At 62.4% G+C, this 25,491-nt stretch carries 22 protein-coding genes; 13 read left to right on the top strand and 9 right to left on the bottom strand.

Annotation, left to right across the window (positions count from 1 at the left end; translation table 11 throughout):
- Nucleotides 1-57 precede the first annotated feature (57 nt).
- The 4 genes from HWN72_RS21200 to HWN72_RS21185 are packed head-to-tail and all read right to left on the bottom strand — an operon-like array spanning nt 58 to nt 2,916.
- The gene (locus HWN72_RS21200; RefSeq protein WP_008828048.1) at nt 58-504 is read right to left on the bottom strand and encodes a hypothetical protein; all 447 of its coding nucleotides are present in this window, start codon (nt 502-504) and stop codon (nt 58-60) included.
- Nucleotides 504-1,340, bottom strand: a complete 837-nt coding sequence (locus HWN72_RS21195; protein ID WP_211151293.1) for an FAD:protein FMN transferase — start codon at nt 1,338-1,340, stop codon at nt 504-506. Before HWN72_RS21195 ends, HWN72_RS21200 begins: the two co-directional genes overlap by 1 nt.
- The gene (locus tag HWN72_RS21190) at nt 1,333-1,860 is read right to left on the bottom strand and encodes an FMN-binding protein (RefSeq protein ID WP_211151292.1); all 528 of its coding nucleotides are present in this window, start codon (nt 1,858-1,860) and stop codon (nt 1,333-1,335) included. The genes HWN72_RS21195 and HWN72_RS21190 overlap by 8 nt, the downstream gene beginning before the upstream one ends.
- Before the next feature lie 9 nt (nt 1,861-1,869).
- Nucleotides 1,870-2,916 (bottom strand): DUF6662 family protein, encoded by a 1,047-nt coding sequence (locus tag HWN72_RS21185; RefSeq protein WP_248006200.1) that lies wholly within the window; start codon nt 2,914-2,916, stop codon nt 1,870-1,872.
- Between HWN72_RS21185 and HWN72_RS21180 the strand changes: the two genes are divergently transcribed.
- On the top strand, nt 2,911-3,441 hold the full coding sequence (locus tag HWN72_RS21180; protein WP_211151291.1) for an alpha/beta fold hydrolase: 531 nt from the start codon (nt 2,911-2,913) through the stop codon (nt 3,439-3,441). The genes HWN72_RS21185 and HWN72_RS21180 overlap by 6 nt on opposite strands.
- On the opposite strand, the gene HWN72_RS21175 is transcribed toward HWN72_RS21180, so the two are convergent.
- Entirely contained in the window at nt 3,397-3,840 is a 444-nt protein-coding gene (locus tag HWN72_RS21175; RefSeq protein ID WP_248006199.1) for a cytochrome P460 family protein, read from the bottom strand. The genes HWN72_RS21180 and HWN72_RS21175 overlap by 45 nt on opposite strands.
- A 1,043-nt stretch (nt 3,841-4,883) precedes the next feature.
- Between HWN72_RS21175 and HWN72_RS21170 the strand changes: the two genes are divergently transcribed.
- On the top strand, nt 4,884-7,973 hold the full coding sequence (locus HWN72_RS21170) for a TonB-dependent receptor domain-containing protein (protein ID WP_211151290.1): 3,090 nt from the start codon (nt 4,884-4,886) through the stop codon (nt 7,971-7,973).
- Nucleotides 7,974-8,247: 274 nt separating this feature from the next.
- Nucleotides 8,248-8,862, top strand: a complete 615-nt coding sequence (locus HWN72_RS21165; protein ID WP_008828054.1) for a response regulator transcription factor — start codon at nt 8,248-8,250, stop codon at nt 8,860-8,862.
- Between the two features lie 262 nt (nt 8,863-9,124).
- Here the strand turns inward: HWN72_RS21165 and HWN72_RS21160 are convergent, their stop codons facing one another.
- On the bottom strand, nt 9,125-12,217 hold the full coding sequence (locus HWN72_RS21160; protein ID WP_211151289.1) for a sensor histidine kinase: 3,093 nt from the start codon (nt 12,215-12,217) through the stop codon (nt 9,125-9,127).
- A 226-nt stretch (nt 12,218-12,443) separates the two neighbouring features.
- On the opposite strand from HWN72_RS21160, the gene HWN72_RS21155 reads away from it, so the two are divergent.
- The 4 genes from HWN72_RS21155 (at nt 12,444) to HWN72_RS21140 (ending at nt 16,224) form a co-directional block, all read left to right on the top strand.
- A complete protein-coding gene (locus HWN72_RS21155; protein ID WP_008828346.1) occupies nt 12,444-12,845 on the top strand; it encodes a response regulator in 402 nt (133 codons plus the stop codon).
- A gap of 116 nt (nt 12,846-12,961) precedes the next feature.
- Nucleotides 12,962-14,413, top strand: a complete 1,452-nt coding sequence (locus HWN72_RS21150; RefSeq protein ID WP_008828347.1) for a sensor histidine kinase — start codon at nt 12,962-12,964, stop codon at nt 14,411-14,413.
- A gap of 96 nt (nt 14,414-14,509) precedes the next feature.
- On the top strand, nt 14,510-15,595 hold the full coding sequence (locus tag HWN72_RS21145) for a catalase family peroxidase (RefSeq protein WP_008828348.1): 1,086 nt from the start codon (nt 14,510-14,512) through the stop codon (nt 15,593-15,595).
- A complete protein-coding gene (locus HWN72_RS21140; protein ID WP_211151288.1) occupies nt 15,592-16,224 on the top strand; it encodes a cytochrome b in 633 nt (210 codons plus the stop codon). Before HWN72_RS21145 ends, HWN72_RS21140 begins: the two co-directional genes overlap by 4 nt.
- A gap of 89 nt (nt 16,225-16,313) precedes the next feature.
- Here the strand turns inward: HWN72_RS21140 and HWN72_RS21135 are convergent, their stop codons facing one another.
- Nucleotides 16,314-17,915, bottom strand: coding sequence for an ATP-binding protein (locus HWN72_RS21135; protein WP_211151287.1), 1,602 nt, complete (start codon nt 17,913-17,915; stop codon nt 16,314-16,316).
- A 384-nt stretch (nt 17,916-18,299) separates the two neighbouring features.
- Between HWN72_RS21135 and HWN72_RS21130 the strand changes: the two genes are divergently transcribed.
- The 4 genes from HWN72_RS21130 to HWN72_RS21115 all read left to right on the top strand — a co-directional run bounded on the left by HWN72_RS21130 (nt 18,300) and on the right by HWN72_RS21115 (nt 20,691).
- The gene (locus HWN72_RS21130; protein ID WP_008828351.1) at nt 18,300-18,719 is read left to right on the top strand and encodes a nuclear transport factor 2 family protein; all 420 of its coding nucleotides are present in this window, start codon (nt 18,300-18,302) and stop codon (nt 18,717-18,719) included.
- A gap of 23 nt (nt 18,720-18,742) precedes the next feature.
- Nucleotides 18,743-19,366, top strand: a complete 624-nt coding sequence (locus HWN72_RS21125; RefSeq protein WP_008828352.1) for a response regulator transcription factor — start codon at nt 18,743-18,745, stop codon at nt 19,364-19,366.
- Nucleotides 19,367-19,539: 173 nt separating this feature from the next.
- A complete protein-coding gene (locus tag HWN72_RS21120) occupies nt 19,540-19,986 on the top strand; it encodes a nuclear transport factor 2 family protein (RefSeq protein ID WP_008828353.1) in 447 nt (148 codons plus the stop codon).
- A gap of 132 nt (nt 19,987-20,118) precedes the next feature.
- Nucleotides 20,119-20,691 (top strand): VOC family protein, encoded by a 573-nt coding sequence (locus tag HWN72_RS21115; RefSeq protein ID WP_008828354.1) that lies wholly within the window; start codon nt 20,119-20,121, stop codon nt 20,689-20,691.
- Between the two features lie 30 nt (nt 20,692-20,721).
- Here HWN72_RS21115 and HWN72_RS21110 read toward each other — a convergent pair whose 3' ends face one another.
- Nucleotides 20,722-21,075 (bottom strand): putative quinol monooxygenase, encoded by a 354-nt coding sequence (locus tag HWN72_RS21110; protein ID WP_008828355.1) that lies wholly within the window; start codon nt 21,073-21,075, stop codon nt 20,722-20,724.
- Nucleotides 21,076-21,284: 209 nt separating this feature from the next.
- Here HWN72_RS21110 and HWN72_RS21105 point away from each other — a divergent pair, with 209 nt between their 5' ends.
- Both HWN72_RS21105 and HWN72_RS21100 read left to right on the top strand, forming a co-directional pair.
- A complete protein-coding gene (locus HWN72_RS21105; RefSeq protein WP_211151286.1) occupies nt 21,285-22,598 on the top strand; it encodes an epoxide hydrolase family protein in 1,314 nt (437 codons plus the stop codon).
- A 40-nt stretch (nt 22,599-22,638) separates the two neighbouring features.
- On the top strand, nt 22,639-22,743 hold the full coding sequence (locus tag HWN72_RS21100; protein WP_008828357.1) for a short-chain dehydrogenase: 105 nt from the start codon (nt 22,639-22,641) through the stop codon (nt 22,741-22,743).
- Between the two features lie 118 nt (nt 22,744-22,861).
- On the opposite strand, the gene HWN72_RS21095 is transcribed toward HWN72_RS21100, so the two are convergent.
- A complete protein-coding gene (locus tag HWN72_RS21095) occupies nt 22,862-25,372 on the bottom strand; it encodes a TonB-dependent receptor (protein WP_037517708.1) in 2,511 nt (836 codons plus the stop codon).
- Between the last annotated feature and the right edge of the window lie 119 nt (nt 25,373-25,491).

Raw genomic sequence — 25,491 nt, 5'->3', positions numbered from 1 at the left:
CCGGGGCCCCGCACGCCAGCCCCGTGTGCCAACAACGAGGCCGTACGAAAAGAGCGTTTACCCCCGTCGAATACGCTTGCCCTGAAAGTAGTGCAGCAGGAACATCGGCAAGGCGAGGATCCCCACGATCCAGTGTGCGGTGCTCGTCACCCCTCGCCAATCCTCGTCCCCCACATAATAGAGCATGAAGCCGCTGACGATGAGCAGCCCGGCCACGCTCAGCAACGAAATGCCCAGCGCCCGCTGGCTCCTGTATGTCCAGCCGCGCCAGACGTGCACGACCAGCAAGCTTCCGAGCCCCAGCAGCACGATCTGCATGGCGGCGCCGTGAATGCGCAGCATCCACGGTTCCAGCGGGTTGGCTTCGGGGCCGAAGTCGCTCTGCACCTGGATGAAGTTGTGCAGCAGCAGCCACGCTACGCCACTGATCCAGAGGGCAGCGCAGCCCCAGCACAAGAGGCGGACTTGCCAGCGTGCGAGCTTGGCGGTCTTGAGATGCAGCATCAGTGGAGCACCCTCAAAGCGCGTCGGTCGATCAGTTTGGCATTCAAGTCGGCAAGAACGCGCTCGGCCATCGCCGGGGATGCAAGAGCGACTTTGGTCATGGCGTCGGCGATGACGCACCGATCGGCGATGACAGTCACGGCATTGTCGGCCAGTACCGGGGCTTGCCGCAGGACATGGGGACTGGTTGCACCTGCGTGATGCCGGCGGCGGTCGTGAAGATTGCTCGAACTCGCCAGGGCCGCATTCCGAACGGCAAGAGAGCCGCCAATCGTTTCATCGGCTTCCCTCAGGTGCACGATTTCCTCCCATTCCCCGAAGACCCGCAGATCGCCCCCGGCATTGACGGTTCCAGACGAGGCCCCAGCTTCCATCAAAGCATCCACGGCGCAATCGACCGCATATCCCTTGGCGATGCCGCCAAGGTCCAACAAAACGCGCCGGGAAACTGACACGTGTGTTTCGTCGAGGATTTCCACGTCGAGCATGCCGCCGTCCCATTCCTTGTCCCGATACCCGTTGGGTTCGGGCAGGAAGCCCCATTCTACCAGCCGGGTGCCCACCGCCGCATCGAACACGCCATCAGTGCGACGATAGAGGTCCTGTGCAAGCCGCAGGACCTCTATCGTCGCCGTGTCAACCGCCACGCCGGCGCCGGGGCGTGCTTTGCGCAATGCGGCCAGATCGCTGCCCTCCGAATGGAAGGACATCCGCGCGTGGATGTGCTCGATCCGGGCGAATGCGGAATCGATTGCCGCTGCCGCCACTTTCGGGACGGCGATCTCGACGAAAGTTCCCAGGATCGGTCGGCACCGCCGGGCATTTTCTTCACGCATGTGCAAGAACGATGGCATAAGTCGCCAGCACGCGCCTCACTCCGTCGGTGATATGCTTGCAGGAAAGCGTCGCTCCGGAGACATTCTTGATGTCGCCGCCGAGCTTCAACGACTGACCCGACCGCTTGCCGACGAACTGCTGTCGCCATCGCGGATCGCGGACCTGACCACCATACGCTTCGCGATAGTCGAGTATCTCGACATCGCGCACTGCCCCGCTGCCGTCCAACGACACAGCATAGGTGATGAACTCGTGCTTGCCCACCACTTCATCGACGATGAACCAGCCGCCGTCCGCCGCGCGCCAGGCGCGAAGATTGTGCGACAGGGGATTTTCCCCCGATGCCTTGCGGATCGCCGCGACCTGTTCGGCAGTCAACGTGCGGAATTGCGGCGTCAGGGCCTGGCGCGGGAACATCTGGTTCTGCGCCTGCTCGACCGTCAGGTATACGGTCGCCTGCGCTGGTGCAGCCAGGGTGAGCGTCGCCAGCGGAAGGATGCGATAGGAAAAATGTGCCATGGCGCGGTCCTAGAAATAATATCCGACCTTGAGACGGAAACGATACTTTTCGAAGTCGTCGGCATTCGTGATACCGTTGACGACAAAGCTCTCGGCAGCAGGATTAGCGTAGTCCTTCGCCCACGGCATCTGGAACAGCGTCGTGAACGTCGCAAAGAAGTGCCGGCCGCCGTAATGCATCGTCGGTCCAAGGTACCAGGCCTGGTTGGTGCGGTTGGAGGCCTTGAATGGATTGAGCCCTGCCCATTCGCGCTCGTTCTGCAATTCGCCGCCGACCGACCAGTTCGACGTGAAACGATAACTTCCAGCGAAACCGAAATTGACGTCGGTTTCCTTGTCCCAATGCGTAACGAATTCTTCAGAGGTGGGATCTGCGCTTGAATCGCCGAGCAGCTTGCGCCACTCGTAGCCCAGCGTTGCATTGGCCGCGAAGACCAGTTTGTCGTCCAGGAAATTCTTTTGAAGAATCAATCGCGCCTCCATCTCGCGCGTGCGCGGACCGATCGAGGGTTCCAGATAGAGCGCGACCCCGACGCCGTTCGTGTAGGGGCTTGAAATCCGGTAAATTCCTTCGACGGAAACGGATTCCAGACGTGCCTTGCTGAAGCGTCGAGCCGGGTCCGAGGCGAAGTCGGCAAACACTTCGGGCGGCATTGTATCGCCGCTGGGCGTGTTGCCCTTCACGTTCGCGTAAGCCAGGTTGGCGTAACCGGACAACTGGAAATTGTCCGTGACGCCGTGCGAAACTTCCGTGCGCGTCTGCAGCAGGTGAAAGTCCCCCTGCGAACGACCCTCGCGCAGCGTAACCCACTGTTCTACCTCCGATTGGTCTTTCGGCAGGGTATCGGTCGTGTAGATGTAACCGAACAGGGGTTCATCCGCGCAAGCGGGCGCCGCCACGAGGGTGCTTGCTACAAAAATTCCCCAAGCGCTCGTTTTCCAGTACGTCACGTCGTCCTCCATGATGCGATTAATTCGCATTACCGAGAAGCCCGACTTCGGTTGGTTATAAAGTCCCAATGTTCCTGAACAGCCGAGGGTAAGCGCGGCGTGCATGTCGATGCCGAGATCGTGGCGGGCGTGACGAAAGCGACCGCCGGGCTAGTCGTGCTTTTGGGCCGTTCCTACGACGGATCGGTGATCAGCGAGGTTGCGGAAGGCGCGGCTAACGTGAAGGGGCTGGTCTACGTCGCCGCTTTCGCTCCAGAGGCGGGCGAGACCGCACTCGGTCTGACCGGCAGGTTCCCCGGCAGCACGCTGCCGGGCGGAGCCAACGACCTGGACATTCAGCAGAAGCTCTTCCCTGCCCAGTTCGCCGCCGACGTGCCTGCGGCGCAGGCTCGACTGATGGCCGCCGGGCAGCTTCCCGTGATGGATGCGGTACTTTCCGAACCCTCTGCCCAACCGGCATGGAAGCATATGCCGTCATGGTTCGTCTATGGCGATGCCGACCGAAACATTCCCCCGGCCGCCATGCACTTCATGGCGCAACTGATCGAGCGCGCCGATGCGGTGCCCCATTCCCCCAGCGGCGCGTCAATCGCCCACGGCTTGCCGGACCGCAGCGCGAGTATACCATAAAGACCCGATCGGCGCCCGCGTCGGCTTTGCATGACAAGCGGCGCAGGAACGGATCAGAGCTTCATTGGAGTTAGGCATGTGATTGTCGAACTGGCCGTAACCCCATCCACCACTAGCTGCGCAGCGGCGAGCATCCTTGACGCTAACCTGCACATTGGTGGGTTCACCCGCTACGAAGGATTGCGGCGCAGGAAACACGGCATCGTTGCGCGGCGAAGATTCGTGACGCCACACCGGCCTGACGATCACCGCGCCATCGGGGAACGAGTGGATGCCCTTGCGATAGGCGCGCACCGCGATGGCGTTTCCGAGGGTGGCCCGGATATCATCGTTCTTCCCCGCCTCATGCGCAACGCTGATGAGCTTCCAGTCGCGGCATCCGGCGGGAAGGCACGCCATAGACCGGCGCGGCATCGGCTTCCCATCGCACAGTTCCGGCCGCCCCGGAGGCACCCAGCAAGACGAATGAGGCGCCAAGAATGCAGGACGAGATACGGATCATGCGCCCATCCTGCCGACATCGAGGACTGTCTTGGCAAATGCCACCGGCGCTTCCCGCGGCTGGTTGTGACCGACGCCACTCGCGATCAGCCGGTGCTAATAGGGTCCTGCAAACTTCGCGCGGTAAGCAGGCGGATCGGGATGCGGCGCACCATTGGCATCGCCCTCCACGGTGATGGCAAGGATTGTAACGAGCGGCCGGCACTTGAGAAAGCCACATCGTGCTTCATCGCAACCTCCGTTGATGAATGACAGGCAGGATTGTGGCTGCGGTCATTGCGGAACGCCCGTTATCGTTCGTTAGCGCGCGCACGCTGCACGAAGGGCCACTTACCGGGAGAGCACCACCCGACGTTCCATGCCAATCTCACGGAGCAAATGCCTCGTCGTGGCTCCCATCAGCGGTGCCCTGGCCGGAACCGAGCCGCCTGAAATTCTCAAGAATAGTCGCTTCCTGATCGAGCAACGCAGATTCTTGCCCTGAAGGATTACCGCCCAGTGCAGCCTCATTGTGCCGCTTTGCATCGATGAGTGCGCGTAGATTCGTGAAAGCCTCAAGAGGCTCATCGCCTCGCCAGATCATAGGTGTAGAGAGCACCCTGTCTGATACCATCTCAGTTGCATCGTCATACGTCCGATTGCAGGAATCGGCATCCAAAGTGCGCGCACTGATGGTGATAACAGGTCATTTTTGCATTTTCGTTCTGGCTAGGTTCAGACGGCCTCCAAGCTGCTTATGACACTTTTTGTATCTATGTTGTAAAATTGCAACTTAACTGCAACATTAAGCAATCATTGGGAAATCTTCTTTGAAAGCGTTGGCGAGCCGGGGCTAGAGGGCTCCCCATGAGCGTAAACACGCGCGCTCTGAGCGGCATCGACCGCACTTCCGGCGAGCTTGGTCACACATCTTGCCGGGGTAAAGGACAAGGAACGTAGACTTGAAGACACCCCCCCAGAAGGCCGTGCTGCGCAGCGCGACTTGCCTGACCGCATTCGCGTTGCTGTGCGGTACTGCTTATGCCCAGGACGCCGCCCCCCAGGCTGCCGACGCAGGCGAAGAGAACACCATCGTCGTCACCGGTTCGATCACCCGTAATCCGGCCGCCGCCACTGCCTCGCCGGTAGTATCGGTCACCGCGGACGATCTGAGCAAGCGCGGCATTACCACGGTATCGGACGCACTGCAGTCGCTGACCGCCAACAATGCGGGCACGATCCCCGCCAGTTGGTCGGCAAACGGTTTCACCACCGGCGCCACCGCCCCTTCGCTTCGCGGCTTCAACAACGCCTACACGCTGACCCTGTTCGACGGCATGCGCACCGCGTACTACCCGCTGGCGGACGACACCCAGCGCAACATCGTCGACATCAACTCGATCCCCAGCAGCTCGGTGCAGAGCATCGACACCTTGCTTGACGGCGCCTCGGCAACCTACGGTTCGGACGCGATCGCCGGTGTGGTCAACGTCATCACCAAGCGCCAGGTCCAGGGCCTGCACCTCGACGGTTCGATGGGTATCTCGCAGCGCGGCGACGGCGGCGAGCAGCGCATCAACGCGACCTACGGCTATGGCGACCTGAACGATCAGGGCTTCAACATCTATGCCAGCGCCGAGTACCAGCACAACGACTCGCTGTACCTGCGCGACCGCAGCGGGCCCTGGAGCACTGCCGACCAAAGCAGCATCTGCGGCACCGCCGAACAGGGCTGCCTGACCAACTCGATCCGCAACGGCATCCAGGCCGACGGCAGCTACAATGGCTTCCAGTCGACCACTGTCAACTTCGGCCAGTCCACCCAGACCACGATCGACGCCAATGGCAACTACGTTCCGGTCTACAGCACCGGCGACAAGCCCGCGATCCTCTACAATGGCTCGTATCAGTTGCTCAACGCAGGCGCCGGCTGCGGTGGCCTGACCGCGCAGACGCTGACCCCCGGCCAGCAGGCTTCGACCGCGAACGCGAACAACGGCGTCAGCAACGCGCCGTCGGTGGTCTGCCAGCAGGACCTCGTCAACGACTACAGCATGTACACGGCCGCAACGACCCGCAAGGGCGCGTCGCTGCGCGGCACGGTGAAGGTCGGCAGCAATGCCGAGGCCTTCATCGCGCTCAACTACTACAACGTGAAGACCGCCAACGAGAACGTGAACTCGTCTTGGGCGGGCCAGACCGCAGCGGGCGGCACCCAGATCGCCGCGACCAACGTATTCCTGCCGGTCTACGTCTGCCCCACCGGCACCGCGTCGGTCGTTGGCGGCAACCTGCTGGCGACGGGCTGCAACGCCTCGAACGGCACGCTGAACCCGAACAACCCTTACGCCGCGCAGGGCCAGCTCGCTCGTCTGAGCGGCATGCCCGACCAGCCGCGCCGCACCTACACCGACGCCAAGACCTATCGCATCGCGGCGGGCATCAACGGCAGCTTCGGTGACGGCTGGAACTACTCGGTCGGCGCGACGGCTTCGGAAGTCACGCTGGACGTCAAGAACACCGGCTACATCTACCTGCAGGGCCTGGCCAACGCCATCGCCCAGGGCACCTACAACTTCGTCGATCCTTCGGCGAATTCGGCTGAAGCCCGCCAGCAGATCTTCCCCGACCAGAACAAGCGCGCCACCTCCAAGCTGGCGCAGGTCATCGGCACGCTCAGCAAGGACGTGTTCGAACTGCCGGGCGGCATGGTCAACATCGCCGTCGCGGGCCAGTACCGCTACGAGTCGATCAACAACCCCAGCTCGAACGCCCCGGACAACGAAAATCCCTACGCGCGCTACTACGGCATCAATGCCGTGGGCGTGAAGGGCAACCGCGATATCTGGTCGACCTCGTACGAAATCTCCGTGCCGATCGTGGACCAGTTCCGCATGAAGTTCGACGGATCGTATGACCACTACTCGACCGGCCAGAAGAACTTCTCGCCCAAGTTCGAGGCGGAGTTCAAACCCGTCGACCAGCTCAAGCTGCGCGGCACGTTCTCCAAGGGCTTCCGTGCCCCGAACCTGAACGAATCGTTCCAGCTGCCCGCTACCGGCTACCAGAGCTCGCAGATCAACTGCACGCAGGCGCTCTATGCCGCCTTCTGCGACGCTCACAAGAGCAACCCCGCCTATTATGCAGGTACATATTCGCCGGGTTCGACCAATTCGGGGAACCCCGACCTGAAGGCGGAGAAGTCGACCTCGTACACGCTGGGCGCAGTGCTGCAGCCGACCCGCAACATCACGTTCACGCTCGATTACTGGCACACCAAGATCAAGAACCTGATCACCTCGGTCAGCATCGGCGACGCGATCCAGGAATACTACGCCAACAACGGCGTCGTGAACCTGCCGGGCGTCACCGTGCTTCCGGGGCAGGCGGATCCGCAAAACCCGGATGCGCTGCCGCTGCTGGGCCAGGTCGTCAGCTCGTTCAAGAACCAGAACGCGATGATGGGTTCGGGCATCGACTTCTCGGCCGATGCGCGCATCTACCTCAGCGACAAGATCACCTGGCAGAGCAAGGCCAACGCCTCGTATCTGATCCGTCTCCAGCAGGAGAACCAGGAGGCCGACGGCAGCACCACGATTTGGCGCTATGACGGTTCGCTGGGCGGCTGCAACCTGACCTCGTGCTCGGGCGCCCCGCGCTTCCGCGTGACCTGGCAGAATACGCTGGACTTCAACAACAAGGCCAGCCTGACCCTGACAGCAAACTACACCAGCGGCTATTCGTCGACTTCGGCGGATGCCGGCGGCGTCTACAAGAACTGCGCGGAAAGCGGCGATAACGGTCAGCTGCTGACGTACGGCAACGGCGATCCGGTGCAGTGCCACGGCCCGAGCACCTTCGATCTCGACGCACACGGCGAAGTCAAGGTCGCCGACCGCTTCAAGCTGTACTTCGACGTGCTGAACGTTCTTGACGGCAAGCCCAAGTACGATCCGAACGCGGGCTATGGCCTCTACCAGTTCAACCCGGCCTGGCAGGACCGTCTCTTCATGGGCCGTTACCTGCGCGTCGGTGCGAAGGTCGATTTCTAAGTCTTGACGAGGTGACCGTTCCCGCCGCTCCTGAATTCAGGAGCGGCGGGAACGCGAGGCGGGGCCAGGAAGGAGTGTCCCTTGTTCCTGGCCCCGCTTCGCAATCTTTCGAGATTCGGTTCAAAGTGTATAAGCGCTCTGTACGCTACGAGCGGCTGTAGACCCGTGACGTCGCCCAGGCACCACTTTGCAGACGGAATTACAGTTGTCTCTGCCCGTTGCCCGAGGCAAATATCTGTACTGCGTTCTCCTCAGTAGCATAAGAGTTTCACCGATGATCCGTGTCCTGGTGGTCGATGATCACCCAATCGTTTGCGAAGGATTGAGCGCGATCATCGAAAACGAGGACGATCTATCGATCGCCGGAACGGCCGGTGATGGCATCGAAGCAGCGCATCAGTTCACCCAGCTTCGGCCCGACGTCGTGTTGATGGACATGCAGATGCCGAAGGCGAGCGGCGCGGAGGCCATCGCCACTATCCTCGCCGATGATCCCACCGCAAGGATCATCGTATTATCGACTTATGCTGGCGATGCGTCCGCTACGCGAGCACTCAAGATGGGTGCGGCCGGATACATGCTCAAGAGCAATGCCCGGAAGGTCATCGTTCAGGCCATCAGGGACGTCCATGCCGGTAAGCGGTTCATCGATGGTTCGGTCGCTTCTGAAATCGCCAACCATGTCGGAGAGCGCGATCTGACCCCGCGCGAGGCTCAGGTCCTCGAGGAAGCGGCGAAAGGCAACGGCAACCGTGAAATCGCGCAACGCCTGGGTATCTCGGAAGAGACCGTGAAGCATTATTTCAAGAGCGTTTTTACCAAATTAAGCGTCTCGGATCGGACACATGCCGTCATGGAGGCCGTGCGCCGCGGCATGCTTTCGATCTAGGACGTAAACTCATAAACAGCACCATTGAGGCGCCGGAATGGCAAACAACTCGGGCCGAAGCGGCCACCGGAAGGGCTGGTTGCCCTTCCAAGGCCGCTTCGGTTCGAGATGGAAGCCATTCCGGCGTCCTGCAGGGATTTGACCAAAATGGCCCATCGCCACGTCGACAGGCCTTGAAATATCGACATATTCCTTCGTCCTGTCTCCTTGCGCTGAGCCATTTTGCCTCAAACCTCGATGGTGCTGTTTATGAGTTTACGTCCTAGAGATCCGCGCCGTGGGCTCGGCGCCGTCCAAACTTGCTCGCAAGGAAGCCGGCACGTGGAACATAAGCCTTGCGCGCAGGAATCCGCAGCATGACGCTGGTTCCCGAAGTTGCGCCGCCCATGATCGACAGACTCGCTCCGATGCCTTCGGCGCGCTTGCGCATTCCGGTCAGGCCATAGCCGGAACTTCCAGGAATATGCCCGGCGATACCTACGCCGTCATCGATCACGCTGATTTCGAGAGCCCGCTGGCCATACACGACATCGACCACCACATTCGCCGCATTCGCATGCCGTGCCGCATTGAACAATGCCTCGGCGACAATCTCGCGAACCTCGCGCGCCACCACCGGTTCGACCGGCGCCGCCCCCCCACTGGAGTTCACAGTACGTATCACACTGGATGCAAAAGGCATTTCCGCCATTGCCTGCCGGAGCAAAGCAACCAGATCTGCTGGGGCATCATCATAATGCATGGTGTTCACCCGCATCTTGCCCTCGGCGATGAGCGCATCTGCTCTGTCCAGACTTTGCTCGAGAGTTTGCCGGTTGGGATCGGAGGACTGCATGCGACCCACGATCGACTGGATGCGCATGACCAGTCCCTGCATTCCCTGCAGGAGGGTATCATGGATTTCGCGGGCGATTCGCTCACGCTCGTTTGCGCGCTCTGCGGCCTGGCTGCGCAGTCGCCGGGTCAACTGCGCTATCCGCCATCGGGCAGCCAGCCAGATCGCAACAAGCAGCGACAGGCCTGCTGCCAGGGCGAACCACCAAGTCTGCCAGAAATGTGCAGCGACATCGATCTCGATCGACTGCCCCACGCGGTTCCACACGCCATGCGAATTCGCGCCGATGACCTCGAAGCGATAGTGTCCCGGCGCGAGATTGGTGAACATCGCCATGCGCTGGCCGCTGGCATCCACCCACGCATCATCCATGCCCTGCAGCCGGTAGCTGAGGCGTGTTGCCATGGGGTTGTCGAAGTCGATGACCGCCAGTTGTATTCTGAGCCGTGCAATGCCTGCAGGCAGGTGTACCTGGTGCGCCACCGCATAGCTGCGTTCATCGGCCTCGATCCCCGTGACGAGAATCGGCGGTGCCGGCCCGTCCGGTGGAGCACTGGAAGGATCGAACACGGCGATCCCATTAGCGGTCGAAACCCAGATCCTGCCGTTGCGATCAGCGGACAGGCCGGACATGTTCGAATATGTCGGCGGGCCGGGCACACCGTCCGCATTCCGAAAGATGCGAACGTCCGGCCGAAAGTTGCGATCTTCAAAAGCGCGATCAAGCTCGGCGGTACGCAGGCGCACGACGCCGTCGCTGGTCTGCAGCCATGTATCACCGGCCGGTGTCTGGACCACGCCTGCGACAAAGCTGAGCCAGGGAAAGCGCGCGCTGGATATGACCTTGACGGATTGTCCATCGAACCGGCCGAGCCCCCGATCTCCACCCAGCAGGATCGAATCTTCGGTACGGTACTGCGCCTGAATGAACCCAAGCGTATTGTCGGCGTGACGCCACACGATCCTGGAATGGGTTCCATCGGTCAGCCACAGGTTGCCATTGCCGACATAGGCCAGCACCTGCCCACCACGCCAGGGTGCGTAGGTCCCGATCGAAAATCCGGCATCCTCACCCAGAGGCACGGCTCCGCCGCGACCGGCATCAAGCAGGAACAGGCCGTGGTCGCCACCGCCCCACAGACGCCCCCGGTCATCCTCCAGACACCCGGTGAGGGCTAAACCTTTTGCCATGTCCTCGCCAGCGGTTCCGAGCGGCACCGTTCCGCCTTGTCCGCCGACGCGTGCGAGACGATCGCCCCCGGAGAAAGTCCAAACGCCCCCCGACATGCTGGCACATGGCGACATGACACCGCCAATGTTCGCCACACTCATGCTTGGCGCGGTATGCGCTCCGGCACGAAAGAGCTGGCCATTCCGCCATGCCCAGATGGCACCGCGTCCATCCGCGATGGCAAAGGCCGGCGAACGGTTGATGACCGAGTTGCTCGCTCCGGCGAGGACCGGCACGAAGGAGGTGCGGCTGAACCGCTCCAGCCCCTGGCTCGTCCCCATCCACAGTGCGTGTTCGCGATCGGTGATCAGGGGCAACGAGTTGAGCGGCAATACTGGCGCGGTCAAAGTGTAGCCGCCATGCCACTGTGCAATCCGGGTCGCGTGCGCGTGATCGTCTATGGCATAGCGCTCGAGCGTATCGTCGCTCTGAACGATCCAGAAGTGATTGGCGTCATCGAACAGGATAGGCGCATCCCCCTCGCGGGCGAGGCCGGTAATGGTGCGCCCTGAGAGAGAGCCCGCCCCGTCTCCCACCAATTCACGAAGCGAGGTCGGCGTGACGAGCCAGACATCGCCGGAAGGCCCGCTGACAAGGCTTGACGATGTCATGCCGCCGGCCACCACGCGCCACCGGCGGGCACTCGGCGAAACCGCGATCAGCCTGTCGCCGAGGATGAGCCACAAGGTGCCATCCCTTCCAACGGCACTCCCGTAGAAGAGTTCGGCCTTCACCTGGACCCACGAGACCCATCTGCGACCGACGAGACGCGCCAGATAGACGTTTCGGCTGTTGCTGCCGACCGCCCATGCCTGGCCGGATGAGTTGGTCGGCAAGGCCCATACCGTCCCCAGGGGAACGTCGGACACCGGAACGTGCCGCCCGTCCCGGACGAGCGAAAGTCCGCCGTAATCGTGCCCTACCCACAAGTCGCCGGCAGACGTTGCCAGCAAGGCCGAAATCGTATCGGCCTGGGTCGGCCTTTTCGTCGAAGGGGGGAGCCGCTCGAAGCTCCTGCCGTCGTGACGATAGAGACCATCTATGGCGCCCAGCCACAGAATACCATCAGGTGTCTGCGCAAGGGCGCGCACTCCGGCCGGCGCACCGTCGCGCGGCCCGGCGAAACTGCGCTGCCAGCCTTGCAATTCGAGCGAAGAAGTCGGTGGATCGCCCGCGCTGGCCTGGCCACTGACCACGGACAGAAATGCCGTCACACCGAACAGCACAAGGCGCGGGATCATCCGCGTGACTGCGATCGGCCATGCCTTTCGCCATGCCGCTTTCACCATCCGGCAGTTCTCCGTGCCTCTTCCAAGGATACCCTCATCAAAGACGCCCACACCTGGGACGCAGCATCACCGCAGGTGCGGTAGCATCGCTGCCGCTCATGCGCACTCATGCTGACATATGAAACAGGGAGATGGCGTGCCGCCAGCCGGTTCCCGTTCACACCCGCGTATAATTGTCCGCAGGCCACTGCCCGCCTAGGTCGAGGACTGGTCAAAAGGCTCTTTCATGAACTCCATTCCGCCTACACCGGCAACTGCTGCTATTGCGATCATCGACGACGAGGAATGCGTACGCACTGCGCTCGGCAGTCTCCTGCGGTCGATCGACGTGCAATCGGAACTGTTCGACTGCGGCGCCAGCTTTCTGCAGCACGATCCTCATCGCTTTGCCCTCGTATTCAGCGACATCCAGATGCCTGGGCTGTCGGGGATCGATCTGCTCGAGCGCATCCATGCCATCGCGCCGACAGTCCCTGTCGCGCTCATGACAGCCTTCCCGGATGCCGAATGGCGCGAGCGGGCAGAACGAAACGGTGCCTATCGATTTCTGGTCAAGCCGCTCGATGCCGATGCCGTCATCGACATGATCGAAGACCTGCTTGCGCGCGATTCCACGAACCGGTTCTGAAAATCCCGCAGGACATGCAGGATCAGGCAGCACACCGTCGCACCACCTCAACGGGATCGCGCATCATGGCCACGCCCTTCACGAACAGGACGAGGATTTCACTCGCAGCCCTGGCCATGGCCGGCGTCTTCGTGATCGACACCTTTACGCGCCTGCAAAGCGCAGTTGCCGTGCTCTATGCGCTGGTTCTGATCGTGGCTGACGACGGCACCGCACGAACCCGCACCTCGGCCTGGGCCTATCCATGCGGCGTGCTCGCCTTGGTCAGCTTCCTGATCAATCATGGCGGCAAAGCCAATACCGATGAAATGCTGCGGCTGCTCGCCAGCCTTGCGGCCATCACCGTGGCCGCCCTGCTGACCTCCCGAAACGGCCGGCTCCACGAACAGGTGAGGATCAGCGATGCCCGCTACGAAACGATCTTCAATTCGCTGGCATTGGCGATATGGGAGCATGATTTCACGCTGGTCGTAAAGGAACTGGCGAAGATCAAGGAAGCCGTCACCGATCTCGAAGCCCATCTGAGGGCACACCCCGGTGACGTCGCGTACCTGCGGAGGCTGGTGAAGATCACGCACGCGAACGCCGCGGCACGGCGCCTTCTCGAAGTTTCCGACGAGGCACCGTTCTTCGAAAACCTTTCGGACTTTCTCCCCGACGATGACTCCAGTTTCGTGGAGGCCCTGCTCTCGATCGACCGCCGCAGCCCCGCGTTCGAAACCGAATGCCAGGTCCGCACTGCCAACAGCACCCTGGTTGCAGTCTTCGTCGCGATGCGATTGCCTGTCGATGGCACGGGCTACGACCGCATCTGCGCAAGCGCTCTGGACCTTACCGAGCGCAAGCGCATGGAAAAGCATCTGGAAGTGGCCCGTCTCGAACGCGACGAAGCCCTGCACAGGGCCATCATCGGCAGCCTGTCGATCGCGATCGCCCACGATGTGAGCCAGCCCCTGTCGTCGATTAATGCCTATCTGGCGACCGCCCGGCGATGGCTTGCCAGGACGCCTGCTGACGTGTCCGAGGCAAGCCAGGCGATCGCGCAGGCGGAGCATGCCGGCGACGACGCGGCGCGCGTGATCGACGGCGTGCGCGAACTCGTGGCGAAGGGAAGGCTGGAGCGTTCCATCATCGCTTTTGACCATCTCGTCGGGGGCGTGGTCGATGCCATTCAAACCCGCCAGCCCGGGCTTTCGTTCGAACTCAGCCTGGGCGGCGCAACTGCTGCGGTTTCGGGCGAGGCCCACCTTCTCGAACAGCTCGTCTCGAGCCTCGTCTGCACTGCGCTGAGCAATGCACGCCTGCAGGAAAGCCGAACCGGCATCCGGATCGTGACCAGCGCGGACCAAACCCTTGTCCGGCTGGCCATAGCCTGCGGCAGGACGAACGATGCCGCGGAGCAATCGGAGAGCGCCCATGTCGAGCCGCATCTGTCCGAGGGCGGCCTCGGCTTGTGCCGATCGCTTGCGCGATTCCATGGCGGCACGATCCTCGCGACCAGTTCGATCGCGGGGGAGATGTTCCATATCGAACTGACCCTGCCGCGGGCGCCGCACCGGAACCCATAGCAGGATGCAGGGTACAGCAAAATCACAGGCGCATCGCCATGTACGCCAAAGTACATCCCGTTCCGCGCCCAACGTCAACGACGACACGGAGGCTTCATGTCCGCGCCCAAACGCATTCCCCCGGGGCCGGTAGCCCTGATCGGCGGCATTGCCGCTTCCCTCGTGCTGGCCTTCCTGTGGGCGGCCGGCTGGATCGGACCGCGTCGCATCAGCGGCGGCGACGTCACCGCAGCACTGGAATACAACACCGGAAAAGCGCAGCCCGGCTATCGCCGCGCCCATGCCAAGGGCATGTGCTTTTCCGGCAGCTTCAATGCCAATGGCGCCGGTAGCACCGTTTCGACCGCAAGCGCCCTTGCCAAGGGTGCGTATCCCGTGATCGGGCGGTTCTCGGTCGCGGGCGGTAACCCGCTGGCGACCGACGGACGCAATGTCTTCCACTCGATGGCACTGGCTCTCAAGACACCCGATGGCCAGGAATGGCGCATGGCGATGGATCACACCCCGATCTTTCCGGTGGCGGATGCGGCGGGCTTCATAGCTCTGCAGCGCACCACGCGCCCCGACCCCGCGACCGGCAAGCCGGATCCCGCCGCGATGAAAGCGCTGATCGGCCGGTATCCCTCGGTTAAGGCCTTTCAGGATTATCTCAAGGCTGCGGTGCTCCCCAGCAGCTTCGCCAACGCGACTTACTATTCCATCAACGCTTTCACGATGACCAACCGCTCCGGGCACACGCGTTTCGTGCGCTGGCATTTCGCGCCCGACACTCCTCTGACCGGGCTCGACAAGGCGCACCTCAACCAGTTGCCGCGTGACGCATTGTTCAAGGAAATGATCGCGCGCACCGCCAAAGGTCCGTCCCGCTGGCACCTGATCCTGACGCCGGCCAATGCCGGGGACCGGACCGACAACGCCACCGTGGCTTGGACCGGCCCGCATACCGCACTCGATGCCGGCATCCTGACCATCGACAAGGTGCTGTCGGAGGAGACGGGCCCGTGCCGAGATCTCAACTTCGACCCGACGATCCTGCCGAGCGGCATCGGACTTTCCGACGACCCGCTGCTCTCGGCCCGGTCCAAGACCTATTCCTCTTCCTTCACCCGCCGCGCGGGGGAAGGCCCGTATCCGAGCGCGATCGGCAGCGACCTCACAGGCTCGAAGGATACCGCACGATGACTCGCCCTGCCCATGATTTTCACCCCCTCCTGCGCGGCCTTCACTGGCTTATGGCGGCCATGGTCCTCACCATGCTCTTCATCGGCGTAGGGATGGTGTCCACGACCGGTCCGGCCTACGTGAGTCTTCTGGCCCTGCACAGGCCGATCGGCATCGCCATCCTGGTCCTTGTTCTGGCACGACTCCCGCTGCGTCTCGCCACCGGTTCGCCGCCGCTTCCTGCCGATTTGCCTCCCCGGCAGGTCATCGTAGCCAAGGCCTCTCACGTCATTCTCTACGCGAGCATGGCTGCCATGCCGCTGGTCGGCTGGGCGATGCTTTCTGCGGGCAGCTATCCGGTCGAACTGGCTCCCGGCGTTATCCTCCCCCCGATCGCACCGCACGACCTCTGGCTCTACGCGCTGCTGCGCCAAGCCCATACGATCATCGCGGTCCTGTTCTTCGCCCTGATCTTGGCCCATCTCAGCGCGGCGCTCATGCATGGCCTGATCCGCCGGGATGGCGTTCTTCGCAGCATGACGATCGGACACACACCGGCCGAACCGTCTCCTTGCGCTTGGGAAAAGACGGAGGCGATGGAAGCGCGCTCTGATGTTATCGGCGAGCCTGAAGGCAACGACTACGCCTAGGTCCGACAGGACCATGGTATTCCGACAAGGAAGCGTTGTCTCCGCCAGCGGGCGCTTTTCCGATCCACGAGGGATCGACGATTGTGACCTCAATCAAACCGGAACACCGACCGCGCCTGATCATCGGCTCGCTGCGAGGATGGAGCAACCGGCAGGCCGATCGTGAACGTGCAGCCCAGCCCCGTGTTGTTGCAAGCCAGGATCGTTCCTCCGTGCGCCTCGACGATATCCTTCGAAACCGACAGACCCATGCCCATGCCATCGGACTTGGTCGTGAAGAACGCATCGAACAGCCTGTCCGCATCGGCGTCCTGCAGGCCGGGGCCGCTATCGACCACACGGATCACCGCATGACCGCCATCGGCATCGACATGGACCGAGACCTGCCGGGCATCAGGCTCGGCGCCGGACCCGGCACTGGACATGGCCTGCGCGGCATTGACGATGAGATTGATGATGACCTGCTGCAGTTGCACCCGGTCCCCCAGGATCCGGACGGGCGTGCTGCACACTTGCGCCACGCAGGAGGCACCGAGCACGCCGAGCTGCCGATGCGTGATCTCGATCGCCTCATGCAGGGTGGATTGCAGTTCGAACACGGCCCGTTCCCCGCTACCCTTCATCGCCATGGCGCGGGTCCGCTGGATGATCTGCGATGCACGTTCGCCCTCGAAGATCATCCTGCCGATGGCGTCCCGCGCCTCCTCCAGATCGGGCTTCGGCCGGTTCAGCCAGCGTAGGGTCGCATTGCCATTGGCGACGATCGCGCTGAGAGGCTGGTTGATCTCATGGGTGATCGAGGCCGCCAGTTGCCCCAGCATCGAGACTCTCGCCGCATGGGCAAGGTTCAGCTGTGCGCGCGCCAGCGCCTTTTCGCGCGCTATCCGCTCACTGATGTCGACCAGCCCCACGACGACGAAGACCTGTTCGTCGGGCAGCTTGGGATAAGCGGCGCTGAGAATGACGTCGAGCATGGTGCCGTCCGAGCGGCGGACCAGCGTTTCCGATTCATGGCTTGCCTTGCCCGCGATGTAATCCAGGAACACCTGGTTCCACACACCCATGGTCTCATCGGGACACCACGAACCCAGCGGCTTTCCGATCGCCTCGGAAGGGCCAACCCCGAGCATCTGGCAGGCCTTCTCGTTAAGCCCGACGACCGGCGTGCAATCCAGCACCCGGCGCACGATCCCGATATCGGCCGCAATGTGTGCCGCAATGTCCCCCACTTCGCATTCGAGTTCGGCCATGGTGCGCCGCACATTGCGCAAGTCGATCTCCACGAACCCGACGATGGTTCCGTCGAAGACGCTGTGGAACCGGTTCTGCTCGCGCGAGAGATCGAAGACGAGCGTGTGAAAGCCCTCGAAGCGGCCATCGACGTATTTCGGCACGTAACGGATGGCGGCCTCGCGTACGCCGCTCTGGCAGTGGGGGACATTCGCCTCGAACGACACGGTTTCGCCTGCCGCGACACGCTCCAGGAACGGGCGGCGCTGGGCGTAGAAGTTTTCTCCCAGAAACTCGCGCATGTGTTTCCCGACAAGCTGAGTGGGGGTGCGCCCGTACCATTGGATATGATGATCGTTGGCGAAACGGCAGACATGGCCGGCATCGAAAAAGGAGATCAGGGCCGGAACTGCGTCGGCCGTGGAAACCCCGTAATCGCCGTTTGCGGCTTCCAGTCTCAAGTCCAGCATCCCGGCAATTCTCGCCTCGTCCTTCGATAGTCCCAGCCTCCCTCGTCACTGACGCGGCCGCAGGCAGAACCGTCGGACCGCATGATATTGTCCACTTGTGCGCACAACAATCACTGCACCGAGGGGGCAGGACACTCCCCCGATCGGGGGAGGGGGTCGCAGATTCACGGTTTCGAGGGCGCCGGACTAATCGCTCATACGCGAGTATGGGGTTCCCCGAATGCCGCGATGAGCCACATTCCCGCCCACCGAGCGGCGGCCCGTGGCTACTGCGACCCAGCCAGACGTACGAGGATGAGCAGCGTGGATCAGTCAGCAACCCATCATACAGGATCGACCTCGAGCGGGACACTCACGGCGACGTCTGCCGCGCGCATGCTGGAACTCCTGGAGCGCAACCTGCAGGAAGTCTTCGGCGAAGGCGATCCGGCGCGACGCCGAGCCGCTCTTGCGGAGTTGTGGGTCGAGGATTGCGAGTTGTACGCCCCGCCCGGCATCATCCGGGGACGCACGGCGATCGATGAATTCGCCGGCAATCTCCGCGCCATGCATGCCGATTTTGCTTACACACCCATCGGTGTCCCCCAGGTGCTGCACGATGCCGGCCGCCTCGCCTGGGGATCAGGCCCCGCTGGCGAACCTCCACGCTACACTGGCTGGGACGTGCTGATCGCGCAGGATGGACGGATCAAGACCCTGCTCGTCTTCCTCGATGGGGACGGCGATCAGGGGGAGAATGATGACGAACCCCACACGAACTCGTCCCGCGTCGACGCACTGGACGCCGACGGCTGAAGCGTGACATGACATCGCTAAGCATGACCGGCACACAAGACCTGCAGACGATCCACATCGTCGACGACGACCCTTCGATCAGGATTGCCCTCGATAGTCTGTTTCGATCCATCGGCCATGCCGTGAAGACATTTGCGAGCGCGTCCGAGTTCATGAACTCGGGCTGCGCAACCTCCGCCGGATGCGTGATCCTGGACGTCCGACTGCCCGGCGTGAGCGGCCTGGATTTCCAGGTCCAACTCGCGGAGGCCAACGTGTCGATGCCGGTCATCCTCATGACCGGCCACGGAGACATCCCCATGAGCGTGCGCGGCATGAAGGCCGGAGCGATCGACTTCCTGCCCAAGCCGTTTCGCGAACAGGACATGCTGGATGCCGTTGCGGCTGCCCTCGCCCGCGATCTTGAACTGCGGGTGGAGCGGCAGGGCTCGGAAGCGCTTCGCGAGCGCTATGCATCCCTCTCCCCGCGCGAGCGCGAAGTGATGTCCCATGTGGCGCAAGGCAGGATGAACAAACAGATCGCCTGGGATCTCGAACTCAGCGAGATCACCATCAAGATCCACCGCGGCAATGCCATGCGCAAGATGGGTGCGAAGACGCTTGCCGATTTCGTCAAGATGGCGGAAGCGATCAAGGCAATGCAGTGATCGAAGCGATCGCCCCGTCGCCCCATCATACCCGGGTATGACGGCCTAGCGCACGAGTATCACCCTGCCATACCCCCGCCTGAACGCCCCCTCTCACAGCCTTTCCTATGATCCTCCCGTCGCGGCCGGCAATCGGTCGCAAGGACTGTGATCTCTCGGAAAGGACCGACAATATGCCCAGCAATGAAGACGTGATCCGCTCGCTTTATGCCTTTGCTGAAGGTGACGGCAGGGACACCGCCCGTTTCGTCTCGCTGTTCACCGAGGACGGCTATTTCTGGGACGTCGCGGCCGGGCAGAAATACTATGGCAAGGAGATCGGCGACACGGTCGACATCTATGCCGAAGCCTTCCCGGACATGCACCGAGCGCTGGACAAGTTCTACGTCGACGGCGACGTCGTCATCGTCGAACTGAGCCTCAACGGCACGCATCGCGGAGACCTTCGCCTGCCCGCCGGCACAATCCGGGCGACCGGCAACGAAATCCATGCGCCCTGCTGCGACATCTTCCACCTTCGCGGCGGCAAGGTCGCCTCGTTCCACTGCTACACCGCCGCGACGATCCTGCTGGGTCAGCTTGGCGTCTTCGGAAACCTCGCGGCAGCGCTCGAACACTGAGCGCCCGCCTGACCACGGAGACACCGTCATGATGCAACTCCCTTTCCCGCGCGAGATCTTCCGCCTGCTCCGGATACGGGGCGAAAGGATGTATTCGAAGCTGGTGCACTGGGATGAGGGAGCCCCCGCCCCATGGTGAGACCTCGGGTCTTCGCGCTGACGATGCTGATTGCGGTGGTGGCCAATGCCACCACCGCAATCGCCGTGGACGCCCCTCCGCCCGGCACACCCGGGATCGATGGCCACGCAAGGCCCGCCATCGACGCTTCGGGCCTCGACCACGTCGGCATGAACGTGCCGGATGCGAGCGAGGCGGCCGAGTTCTTCCATGACCTGATGGGTACGCGCATCGTATCCGACTGGAGCCCTGCTCCCGTCGATGCGCAATGGAAGAAGCGTTTCCGCTGGCATGCTTCCGCCCGCCTCAAACGCCTCATGATGATCGAGGCGCGCGACGGGTCGAAAATCGAACTGTTCGAATATGCATCGCCCGCCGCGGCACACAAGCAACCTCGCGAGGACGACGCCGGAGCGACGCACATCGCGCTCAGGGCCAACGATCCCACCCGCGCCATCGCGGCAGTCCGCGCCATGGGGCTGACCATTCTGAACGATCCGGTGACACTCCCGGACGGATCTCGCTGGTTCTATTTCCTGTCCCCGTGGGGATCGCAAGTGGAGCTTGTCTTTCCCTCGGAAAGGTAAAGGGGGGCCGCAAGTGCCCCCCTTCCCGAGTCACGCAACCTTGCCGCGGGGGTCGTCGACATGCATGCGCGCCACGTCATAGCGCACACCTTCGCGGTGAAGGATGCGCACGGTCTTCACGACCGTGGACAGAGCCGAAAGGAAGCTCTCGGCCTCCTCGTGGTTCTCATAGGCCGTCTGATCCGCCCAGCCTTCCAGCAGGTGGAACGCGTTGGGATCGGTCAAATCCTGCGCGAATGCATAATAGACGCAGCCCGGCATCTTCTGCGCCGCCGTCATTTCAGGGACGACGGCGTCGATGAAAGCCTGCCGGTCTTCCGGGTGGACCCGGTAATAGGCGCTAACGGTCACTTCGGTGGAAAGCGTCTTGTCGTGGTCGGCCATGATGGCCTCCTTCTGTCGGTTGTTCCTGTTCCAGCGTGTGTGGGAATTCAGCCCCAAAGACCCAATCATGCGCGCGATGCCCGCTTTCATACCTGCGTATGATCGCATGACACGAACGGCTCTGTGCCTTCGCCCGCGCGTCTGATCGTTCGCGAAAGCGCGATGTCTTAGCTCGGTGCAGGATCGCTTCAGCCGAACAAGGACATCGCATGACCATTCCCTCACCCGAGAAGCCCGCCGGGCCTTCACGCCGCCAGGCATTCGCCGAACTTGGCAAGGGCGCTGCACTGGCCGCAGTGGCAACGAGCGTCATGGCCGCCCCGGCCAGCGCGAATGAGATCGCGAGTGCTCAGGGCCTTCGCCTCCCGCCCGCCTCCTCAGCAATCACCCCGTTCCGCGTCGAAGTCCCGCAGGTCGCGATCGACGACTTGAAGCTGCGCCTGCGCATGACGCGCCTGCCCGAGCGCGAGACCGTCAGCGACTGGTCGCAGGGCGTCCCGCTGGACAAAGCCAAGGCCCTGCTCGCCCATTGGCGCGACCAGTACGACTGGCGCCGGTTCGAGCGCCGCCTCAATTCCTACCCCCAGTTCCGCACCGAGATCGACGGGCTGGGCATTCACTTCATCCACATTCGCTCGCGCCACAAGGGCGCGCTGCCGATCATCCTGACGCATGGCTGGCCGGGGTCGGTGGTGGAGTTCCTCGATGTGATCGGCCCCCTGACCGATCCGACCGCGCACGGCGGCAAGGCGGAAGATGCCTTCGACGTGGTGATCCCTTCGCAGCCCGGTTTCGGCTTTTCCGACAAGCCCACCTCGACGGGATGGGACGTGGTGCGCACAGCTAGGGCATGGGGCGTCCTGATGCAGAGGCTCGGCTACACCAAGTGGGTCGCGCAAGGCGGCGACTGGGGCGCAGGCGTCACGCACGCCCTCGGTCATGTGCGCCCGGCCGGCCTTGTGGCCGCCCATGTGAACTGGCCGCTGGTGATCCCGGCCCAGCCCCCCGCGACGCTGACGCCGCAGCAGCAGGCGTGCATGGCCGCCATCGGTGCATTCCTGAACGACCAGTTCGGATACTTCAAGCAGCAGGGCACCCGGCCGCAGACGGTGGGCTATACCCTTGCCGACTCCCCGATCGGACAGGCGACGTGGATCTATGAAAAGTTCCAGGCCTGGACCGACAACCGCGGCAACCCGGAGGATGCGCTGAGCATCGACCAGATGCTCGACGACATCTCGCTCTACTGGTTCACGGACAGCGCCGCTTCGTCCGCACGGATCTACTGGGAAAACACCCGTAACGGCGGCGGCTTCGACGCGGGCACCATCGAGCTTCCCATGGCGGCCACGATCTTCCCCAGGGAAATCTACCGCGCGCCGAAGGACTGGGCGCAGGCCCGCTGGCCGAACATGTTCTACTGGAACGAGGTCGATCGCGGCGGCCACTTCGCAGCCTTCGAGCAGCCGCAACTCTTCGCCGAGGAGATGCGCCGGGCCTTCGCGAAAATCCGTAACGCATGAGCCCCTGAGAGCTCCGAAATTTAAAGCAAATGAACTCGTCATGTCCCAACGTCTCAACGGCAAGGTTGCCGTCATCACCGGCGCGACCAGCGGCATCGGCCCCGCCACCGCCAACGTTTTTGTGGCCGAAGGTTGTTCGGCATAACCAGCCGCCATGGCATTGCCCAAGGGCAGAAAGTACGAGCGCTATACTGATAGGTCCCCATTGGGGTCGTCTCATGCGCATAGCGCTCGCAGGTTACCTGCATTCCTATATCGGTTGATCAATCTCCAAAACGATAGCGCAGCCGGATGCCGTACATCCGGGGCATTCCCAGAATGATACTCTCCGAGCCGATCGATGCGAATGACCCGCTGACGAACACCGGATACTTTTCATTGAACGCGTTGGTGACGAACGCCGACGCATCGATCGGGCCTCCCAGCACGTCGTTCCAGTTCAGGTTGAAGTTGACCAATTGGCTCGACGGCAACACGCCCACCGGAGAGTCCGCCAGGGCAATCTGCTTGGCGGTGTAGATATAGGTGCCGCTGATCGATATCCGGCCCAGACTGTCATCCAGCGGCAGGGTGTAGGTCGGCGTGACCGTCAGCTTGTGCTTGGGCGACTGCGGCAGTGGCCCGCCGACGTTGGCGCCGGTCGAGGGCGGGAGATAACCGGGGAAATTCGGCGGGCTGTAGGACTTCAGCTTCGTGTCGAGATAGGCATAGCCCAGAGCGATCGAGAGACCGCTGAAGTTGATGGAGCCATCAACCTCAATGCCCTGGATGCGCGACTTGCCTGCATTGACGATGGCTTGAGCCGGAGAGCTCGTGTTGTTGGGGATGCTTGCGTCGGGAATGAGGTTCGCGGTCAACTGCTGGTTGGAAAAATCGTTGTAAAAGGCCGCGAGGTTCAAATATCCGCTGACCGCTCCGCGGAATGAGGTCTTCACGCCGATTTCGTAAGCCTCCACCTTTTCGGGACCCCACGAAATGGGGATCGTATTCGATGCGTTCACATTACCCTGGCGATAGCCGCGCGCGTATTTGGCATAGACGAGCATATCGGGCGTCGGCTTGTAATCCAGGTCGATCAGCCAAGTCGGCTTGTTGGATTTTTGTGCGATGTTGGTGAGGCAATTCTCGCCGCTGGGTGCAGGACGACCGGGGTAAGCCGCGCATACGAATGTCGGCGTGTTGGGTGCGAAGAAGAACGCCTGGCGCGTGCCGCCCTGGCCCGCAACCTTGTCCATCGTGTAGCGCAGTCCCGCCGTTACCGAGAGCTGGTCGGTGATCTTGTAAGTGCCCTGGCCGAAGAAGCCCGCGTTGCGATACCGGTAACGCGTCAGGGAGTTCTGAATCAGGCCGGGAATGCCCGCCACGCCGAGCGAATTGATCGGCGTACATTGGTAGGCCGCGATATCGGTGCACGACAGGCTCGACAGCACCGGGACCGAAATGCCGGGCGCAATCGGGATCTGGGTGGTATACGAGATCGGCGAAAGCGAACCCTGGAACGGGTTGAGCGGTCCGCTTTTCTCGTAATAGCCGCCAAGGACGTAGTTCAGCTTGCCATCACTTGTGCGGCCTTGGATCTGCAACTCTTCAGTCGCGGTCCATTGCGAGACGTTGGGGAAGTTGGAATCGGGGTTGAGCCCGACCCATGTGAACGGCAGGCCGGCATAAGGGCTGGGGGCGCCAAATTGCGTCGTCGCCGGGAATGCATAGTCGTCAGAGCCGATGTTGAACGACTGCTTCTGGCGAAATTCCTGATAGCTGGCTATGTTCTTGACGGTGAGTGTATCGTTTACCACCCAGGTCGTTGTGTTGGATACGGCCCACTGATCGATCTTCAGGAACGGGTTTGCCGCGCTCATCGCCACATCCCAGTACCCATCGCCGCGGGCCGCGGCGTCGGTGATCATCTTGCAGCCGAGCGGCGCCAGGAACTGGGCTGTCGACCCGGGCGTGGGCGTGGTCGTGTTGCCCAGGCAACCTGCCGCCGTCACCATCTTGCCGGCAACTCCGTTGGTATCGGAATGGCTGAAGCGGGCGAGCGTGTAGCTTTCCAGGTCCGGCGTAAGCTCGGCCAGGATGCCCAGACGCGCTGCCCAGTAATTGACGTCGCCGAAAGCATCCGGTCCCCGGGTGCTCTGGTTTTTGAGGTACCCGTCCCGCTTCTGGCGATCGAAACCCAAACGAACCTTGAAAGTGTCACTCAGCGGTACGTTGACGACGCCTTGCATACGATACATGTCGTAGTTGCCGTAGGACCCCTCGAGATAGCCTTCCAGTACATCTGTGGGACGCTCCGGCACCAGCAATACCGCACCGCCCGTAGTATTGCGTCCGAACAGCGTTCCCTGCGGCCCCTTCAGAACCTGGACGTTCTGGAGATCGAAATACTGACCGACGCCAGCGCCGTTGCCGCCCGGCGTTCCGCCTTGCGCACGCGGCCCCACCACGTCCGCGAAGTAGATCGCGACGGACGGTGACGTAAAGGATTCCTGGGTAAATCCACGGATGGCGAAAGTCGCCGTTTCGCTACCGTAACGCGAATTAGCCGAGAGTGACGGAGTATAGGTGGCCAGATCGGCACCCGACACGATGTTCTTGTTGGTCAGCTGTTGCTGGCTGAAGACGGCCATGGAGATGGGAACGTCCTGCAGGCGTTCCTCGGTACGGCGAGCGGTGACGACGATGTCGCCCCCCGCATCCTGTGCCATCGCCGGTACTGCTCCGGCGAGCGTGGTGGTCGCAAACAGAGCCAACTTGACTGATACGCGCCTCATTTATTCTCTCCCGAGCAACGAGGGTTAGCCCTCGTTTGGTTATTGGTTGCAGGTCCGACTTGTTTCGGTCGGATCGCTGCGACAATTGCTTGACCTGTGATCGCCCGCAAAACCGCCAT

Origin of the sequence: Novosphingobium sp. HR1a (genome assembly GCF_015594425.1) — a bacterium.
Lineage (GTDB): Bacteria > Pseudomonadota > Alphaproteobacteria > Sphingomonadales > Sphingomonadaceae > Novosphingobium > Novosphingobium resinovorum_A.
This window is presented reverse-complemented; position numbering and strand designations above follow the sequence as displayed.